At 40.2% G+C, this 7,177-nt stretch carries 6 protein-coding genes; 1 reads left to right on the forward strand and 5 read right to left on the reverse strand.

Features of this window, described 5'->3' with window-relative positions:
- Positions 1-134: 134 nt before the first annotated feature.
- The 5 genes from J2R98_RS14350 to J2R98_RS14370 form a co-directional block, all read right to left on the reverse strand.
- Complete coding sequence (locus J2R98_RS14350) at positions 135-1,763, reverse strand: amidohydrolase (RefSeq protein ID WP_307070176.1); 1,629 nt, start codon at positions 1,761-1,763, stop codon at positions 135-137.
- Between the two features lie 16 nt (positions 1,764-1,779).
- On the reverse strand, positions 1,780-3,270 hold the full coding sequence (locus J2R98_RS14355) for a sodium:solute symporter family protein (RefSeq protein ID WP_307070178.1): 1,491 nt from the start codon (positions 3,268-3,270) through the stop codon (positions 1,780-1,782).
- A 206-nt stretch (positions 3,271-3,476) separates the two neighbouring features.
- Positions 3,477-4,466 (reverse strand): ABC-2 transporter permease, encoded by a 990-nt coding sequence (locus J2R98_RS14360; protein WP_307070180.1) that lies wholly within the window; start codon positions 4,464-4,466, stop codon positions 3,477-3,479.
- Positions 4,456-5,334: an ABC transporter ATP-binding protein gene (locus J2R98_RS14365; protein WP_307070181.1), complete on the reverse strand. Its 879-nt coding sequence runs from the start codon at positions 5,332-5,334 to the stop codon at positions 4,456-4,458. The genes J2R98_RS14360 and J2R98_RS14365 overlap by 11 nt, the downstream gene beginning before the upstream one ends.
- Entirely contained in the window at positions 5,327-5,716 is a 390-nt protein-coding gene (locus J2R98_RS14370) for a GntR family transcriptional regulator (protein WP_307070183.1), read from the reverse strand. The genes J2R98_RS14365 and J2R98_RS14370 overlap by 8 nt, the downstream gene beginning before the upstream one ends.
- Positions 5,717-5,833: 117 nt before the next feature.
- On the opposite strand from J2R98_RS14370, the gene J2R98_RS14375 reads away from it, so the two are divergent.
- Entirely contained in the window at positions 5,834-6,994 is a 1,161-nt protein-coding gene (locus J2R98_RS14375) for a M20 metallopeptidase family protein (protein ID WP_307070185.1), read from the forward strand.
- Positions 6,995-7,177 lie beyond the last annotated feature (183 nt).

Consider the following 7,177-nt stretch of genomic DNA (forward strand, 5'->3'; position numbering starts at 1 on the left):
TGAGCGCTGATAAATTTTTGTGAGCGCTGATAAATTTTTGTGAGCGCTGATAAATTTTTGTGAGCGCTGATAAATTTTTGTGAGCGCTGATAAATAAAAACTCGCTTGGGTTTCACCCAAGCGAGTTTTTCCTACTACTCAACAATACAAGGCTTTCCGTCAATAAACGTCTGCACAACATTTATATCTTTTATCACCATCGGATCAATCGTTAACGGATTTTGACCAAGCACTGCGAAATCCGCTTCTTTGCCAATTTGGATCGATCCATTCGTCTCCTCTGTATCGTTCAGCCGCGCTCCATATAAAGTCATCGTTTTCAAAGCTTCATACGTATCAATTTTTTCACTTTCACCTAATACATGACCATTACGCGTCACGCGATTAACGGCTGCCCAGATCGAAAACAGCGGTGAAATGGCAGTGATCGGATTATCCGAATGTAACGTATACAATAGGCCATGCTCTCTTACACTGTTTAGTGGGTCTAGTTTCTCAGCACGTTCAGGACCTAAAAAGATATCACGGTGACGGTCACCCCAGTAATAAACATGGTTAATGAAAAGTGATGTAGCAATATCATACTCAGCCATTCGCTTTAAGTCCTCTTCCTTTGCTGTCTGAAGGTGCTCAATACGATGCAAATGGCCTTCTCGAGGTGATTTTTCCAATGCATTCGTTAACGCTTGGATAATCGAGTCGATTGCTAAATCACCATTTCCGTGGCAGGCAATTCGGAAACCACGATCGTGAGCATTTCGAAACATCTCATTCAACGTTTCTTGTTGATGAATAAGTGCTCCATTATGTTCAGGATGTAAATGATACCCATCGCGAAGTGCACCGGTATACCCTTGAATCGAACCGTCTTGGAAAAACTTCGCACTATCAAGTCGTGCTTGGCCATTCGACTGAAAACTAATATAAGAATCGACTTCATCAGCTGAAAGATCAGCAAAAGGCTTCTCATTTAACACATCGTCCATTACCATGTATCGCATTTTCAATTTAAAATCTGGATGTGTGACAGCGCGAATGTGCTCCTCATACTCTGAAAAGCCGCCATCAAGCCCAACTGCTGCATCTGTATTCGTCGTAATTCCTTCTTTAATATAATCTTCTGATGCTTCAATCATGAGTCGAGTTAATTCATCACTCGTCAGTTGATCTAAGTGGCGCATCACTTTTTCCAAAACAGGCAATTCATACAACACACCATCTAACGTTCCATCTTCATGTCGGCCGAAATGACCACCTGAAGGATCTTTTACATCATCATTAATGTCACTTACTTCAAGCGCTTTTGAATTGACAACGGCTAAATGACCTGAAATGTGACGAATAAACACAGGATGATCAGGTGCGACACGATCGATCTCCTCACGTGTAATATGACGTTGCTCTTCAAGCATCGTATCATCATATCCGTAGCCAATAATCCATTTCGTCGACTCTTGATTTTGTGCTTCTTTTTTGATCGTGGCTAGTAATCGATCAACACTTCTGTTTTCCGGCGGGCCACAATAAACCTGACTTTTCATTTTAGAATACATTAAAATATGATTATGCGTATCGATAAAGCCTGGGGTTAGCGTTTTCCCCTCAAGGTTATACCACTCTTTGGCAGTTACTTCCTCAGGGTCAAAATCACCTGTCCAAACTTTCGTAATCGTCCCGTCTTCTACTCCAACGGCTTGAACATCAATCAACTCTTCTTCTAACGTTATAATGTCACCGTTGTAAATGATTAAATCATAAGTCATGAAATCACCTTTCTGACTACGTTCTCGTATTGAAATCTTCTTTATAAACTGCTTTAACGTTCTCAGCTTTAGAGTGTTTGGTTAGTAAACTGACAACAATTAACACGATAAACGATGTTAAGAATCCGACAATCGTTTCATCGAAAAAGGCTGTTATAACCTCAATCGTATCAGCCGCTAAGATGTCCGCTGTCATATTAGAAAAACCAGCGATTATTTCTTCTTTGAAATAAGGCCAGATGATCGTGACTGCACCTGCAAGCACCATGGAAGACAGTGCACCAGCTGTCGTTACACCTCTCCAAAACATAATCGCTAAGAACGGTAATACTAGTGTAACAGCAGATAATCTTAACGCCCACTGATACAACGTGACAATATCTTGTACTTGAAATGCGATCATTAGACCTAAAACAGAAATAATAACTACCGTTAAACGTGAGACGAACATCATTTTACGATTGTCTGCGTGCGGGTTAATCATACGCGCATATAAATCTTGCGTTAAGTTTGAACTACCTTGTAAAATAAACGAGTTCGCACCTGTCATTAAGGCTGATAACAGACCAACTAACACTAAACCACCGATAAATGGCGGCAATAATTCAACCGTGACGTAAGAAAAGATTAAGTCAGGGTCAATATCACTCGGAACATATTGACGTGCCATAACACCGATCGCATACGGTAAAATTGAAATCGCCGTACCGATTGCAATTGCTGTAAGACCCGCTTTTTTCGCCACTTCTTCTGTACGAGCAGCAAAAATACGTTGCCACGTCGACTGCCAAATTAAGTAGAACGGCCCAACAGAAAGTGCGAAGATTAACACGGCTAATCCACCTTGTTCACCAAACGGCGTTAAATAATGGGCAGGCGTGTTTTCTAGCACTTCTCCTATGCCACCACTGTAATTTAAACTTGCGATAAATAAGACGACGATTCCGATTGTAAGAACAATCGACTGCAAAGCGTCTGTAATAATCGTCGCTGGTAAACCACCTAAAATTGTAAAACCTAAAATAAGCGCAAATGCGACTAAAATTCCCGTTTGTGGTTCCATACCAAACGCGATATTAAATACCGTTGACATACCAACGATCTGTAGCGCTAACGTTGGAACAGCATAGATAAACGCTGATAAAACGGAAGGAAATATACCAAGTTTTCCACCAAAACGTTCACTAAACAAATCCGCCAACGTATAAAGCTTCTGACGTCTTAACTGCTTAGCAAAAAAGACGACTAAAATTAATGTGAAAAAATAAGCTGGCAATGCAAACTCGAAAAAGCCTGACATACCAACTGAGAAGCCCATACCGACCCAACCAATGAAGACGGCGGCTCCACAAAACGTACTAATAATCGTACCGACGATCGGCCAGAATCCCATATTCCAACCAGCGATTAAGTAGTCATCGGAATCTTTAACTTTAAAATAATAATAAATGCCAAAACCAAAAACTATACCAAAATATACGAAAAAATAACCTATGTACCAGGCCATAATCCATACTCCTCCTTATAAAACAGATAGGAACTAGGATACCCGTTTTTAAATAAATTGACGAACATCCGATGAACTAACATATAAAAGCATATAAGAATAATTTGGTGATTTTTGTCGAAAAAATACGCGAGAAAGGAAGAAATGACTAAATTTAAACAAAAAAACTAGCGTCCTTACCGTGAACGCTAGCTTTTTAATAATGATTACCTATTTAGTAATTTTTTAGTGATTTTCCAAGAGAAGAATAGTGCGATTAAAGCGCCGAGCCAAAATAACGTGATTTCTACAATTTCAGTAGAGTTATATGGAACAAGTGAGGATAAGAACAGACCACCTAATAACGCACTACACAATGGAATACCAAAAGCAAACAACGGATGGAGCGATCTGAACATTAGGAATTCACCGCTATATTCAGATGGTGACTTTTCATAAATCACCAATGCTAATACTGTAAACAAGATCGCCGCTATAACTGGGGTGATTAAGTTTAAATGATCAAACATGAAAGGGCTAAGGTAATTCGGCCAGAGTAAATCTTGAGTGATCCATTCCATGAACGCATTGTTCGATATGCTAGCCCCATGCACTTCTAGAAAGCCAACCATTAACATTAGGAACCCTTGTGGGAAAAATAAAAAGATTAACGTTAGTGCAATTTGTGATTTGATTTCACCAGAGATTGTGCCAATGAACATCGCAAACGAATAAATAACCAAGTATGTCACCAATGGATACCAGAAGACTTGAGATACGTTAACTTCAGATAGTAAAGCAGCAAACTCTGATTGGTAAACCGCAAAATACATGAGCCAATAAGCGATGTTATAACTAATCGTGATTACCAGTAGCCCTAGAGCATATTTTGTTATAAACATTTCTTTTCGAGAATACGGTAAAGCCATAGAGAAGTCATGACGCTTCGTATTACGTTCTAACCCGATTAAGAAACCAGCTAGCAGTATGACAAGTCCGACTAAAATCATGCCGAAAAAGTTCGGTTCAAATATGAACTGAATCTGAGAAGCCTTCTGCTGTTCCCAAATTTCAGGGTTGAACTGTTTCCACTCACGCCATGTTTCAAACTGCATAAATGCCATAAGCGGATAAGCTAATAACAAAGTAATTAAAAAACCAGCTGAAACTAGAAGGTTATGCTTCCACTCTTTCATCCATAACGCCTTATGAAACATATAGTTCACCTCCTAATTTCGTTACGAAAATATCTTCTAATGATAATGGCAACTCTTCATATAAAATAGGTTCATAGTTTTTCAGAATCGCTTCTCCTTCAGCATCATCTGCTTCTAACAATACAACGCCTACACGACCGTTTTGACTTAACACTTCTAAGTTTTGTAACACGTCTTCTGGGAACTGTTCTTGATAAGCGACTTGAATTTTTCTATAGTCTTCTTTTAATGTTTCCATTTCAAGCTCAGAATTGACCGTTCCTTCTTTTAACACGACAATGTGATCTGCCATTTTTTCTAACTCATCTAGACGGTGAGATGAAATCATAATCGATACTTCTTTGTTCGCGACTTCTTCAGCGATAAATTTTAAAATTTCTCTTTTAATAATGACATCTAGTCCGTCTGTCGGTTCATCGAGTAAAATGTATTTGGCATTCGTCGAAAAAGCTAAGATTAATGAAAAAAGTGCTTTTTGTCCTTTAGAAAGCTGCTTAATCTTACCTGACTTCTTAAATTGGAATTTTTCTAACAGGTCAAAGTAGTAGGTCTCATCAAAGTTTGGGTAAACTTCCTTATAAAACTTTACGATCTCTTTAATCGAGTAAGCTTTTAATGCGTCAGTTGAGTCAGGTACGAAGACGACATCTCTTTTCACCCGCGGTTGGCTAAATATATTTTCATTTGCAATAAAGACCTCACCAGAATCAGGTTTTATAATGCCTGAAATAATACGCAACAACGTTGTCTTTCCTGCACCGTTTCGACCAACGACACCGGTAATCGTTCCTGGTCTTACATTAAACTGGACATGGTTTAGGACATCATTTTTATGGATTGATTTTGTTACATTTTTAACTTCAATCACGCTCCCCACCACCTTGTTGGAATAATTCGTCGATCCATTGCTTCATCTCCTCTTTTGAAATGCCAGCTTGTTTGGCTGACTGAACTAATTTCTCAGCTTGCTCCTTCAAAAGCTTCACTTCCCTTTCTTGTACAAGCTCATGAACATCCTCACTAATGAACGTCCCTTTTCCACGGAAAGTAACGAAAATACCTTCTCGTTCCAATTCTTTATATGCTTTACTTACCGTGTTGGGGTTAACTGTTAGCTGTGCAGACATCTCTCGAACTGAAGGCACTTTGTCCCCTGCTACAACAACACCTTGCAAGATCCGCTCTTTAACTTGTTGGATGATTTGTTCGTAAATCGGCTTGTTGCTCGTTGGGTTTAACAGTATATGCAAACAATCACCTCTTTCTTGTGTGTATTAAGTGTACTACATACAATAGTACACTTGCAACAGTTTTTTATTGTGAGGTTTGGTGCTATAATGTCATAAAACGTGTGGGGAGTGTTTAAAATGGAGAAGTTTTTTAGCTATTTGGAGTCGATTAATCCTGAATTAGTTGAGTTTAGAAGAGATTTACATATGTATCCTGAAGTGTCACACGAAGAAGTTGAAACACCTAAGAAAATTGCTGCCTACCTCGAAAATTTAGGGCTAGAAGTTCGCACTGGTGTTGGCGGCCGTGGTGTTTTAGGTATTTTACATGGAGGTCAACTTGGCAAAACAGTTGCTTTGCGTGCTGATTTTGATGCTTTGCCTATTCAAGATGAGAAAGATGTAGACTTTAAATCGCGTGTCGATGGTGTCATGCACGCATGCGGTCATGATGTGCATACGTCTGCGTTGTTAGGGGTCGCAACGGTTTTGTCACAGTTTAAAGATGAGGTCCCTGGTACGATTGTGTTCGTCCATCAATTTGGCGAGGAAATGACACCAGGTGGAGCAAAACCGATGATCGATGATGGCTGCTTAGATGGCGTTGACATGATTTACGGTGCACACGTTATGTCTAATTTACCTGTTGGGCAGTTTGGTGTGCGCTCTGGTTACATATCATCAGCGCAAGATGATTTTGTAATCGAAGTGCACGGCAAGGGCGGACACGGTGCCATGCCGCACATGACAGTTGATGCCCTTGTAACAGGAAGTCAACTCGTCACTAACTTACAACAGATTGTCAGCCGTCGCGTAAGCCCAATGGATGCAGCAGCCGTAACAGTTGGATCCTTCCATAGTGGTGAAGGTCACAATGTTATCCCTGAAAAAGCTGTATTGAAAGGAACCGTTCGGACCTATAGTGCTGAAGCGCGCGACATGATCGAACAATCCCTTCACAACATTACGAAAATGACTTGCGAAGCAGCAGGCGCAGGATATGAAATCGACTACGTCCGTGACTGCCCGTCGATGTATAATGATCCTTTAGAAACAGAGCGGATCAGACAGCTAGGCGTTGAAGTTTTCGGCGAAGATCATACAGTTGAAGCCGAACCACTTATGGGTAGCGAAGACTTCGCCTATTTCCAAGAGGAAGTTCCAGGCGTCTACTTTATACTAGGCGGCGGTAACCCTGAAGTTGGCGCTGAATATCCGCACCACCACCCGATGTTCAATGTAGACGAACGTGCGATTGAAAATATTGCTAAAATGATGTTGACTGCTGTTATAAAGTAGATGATTGATCCCGCCGCGGCGGGATCTCACTATCCTATGAGCTATTTTTTGGATCTATGAGCTTCTTGAGCGATTCCATGCGTCTCTCGAACGATTCTATTAAGGTTAGTATCAAAATTGGACACACTCTAAGGCAAAATGTTTCCATGAAATTAAGTCTAGAAAAGGTAGGGGTAATTATGC

Source organism: Alkalibacillus filiformis (genome assembly GCF_030814115.1).
Classification (GTDB): Bacteria; Bacillota; Bacilli; order Bacillales; family Alkalibacillaceae; genus Alkalibacillus; species Alkalibacillus filiformis.

Excerpts from the sequence above, each read along its gene's own strand:
- J2R98_RS14350 (WP_307070176.1), bottom strand. The coding sequence starts at position 1,763 with ATGACTTATGATTTAATCATTTACAACGGTGACATTATAACGTTAGAA.
- J2R98_RS14355 (WP_307070178.1), bottom strand. The coding sequence starts at position 3,270 with ATGGCCTGGTACATAGGTTATTTTTTCGTATATTTTGGTATAGTTTTT.
- J2R98_RS14360 (WP_307070180.1), bottom strand. The coding sequence starts at position 4,466 with ATGTTTCATAAGGCGTTATGGATGAAAGAGTGGAAGCATAACCTTCTA.
- J2R98_RS14375 (WP_307070185.1), top strand. The coding sequence starts at position 5,834 with ATGGAGAAGTTTTTTAGCTATTTGGAGTCGATTAATCCTGAATTAGTT.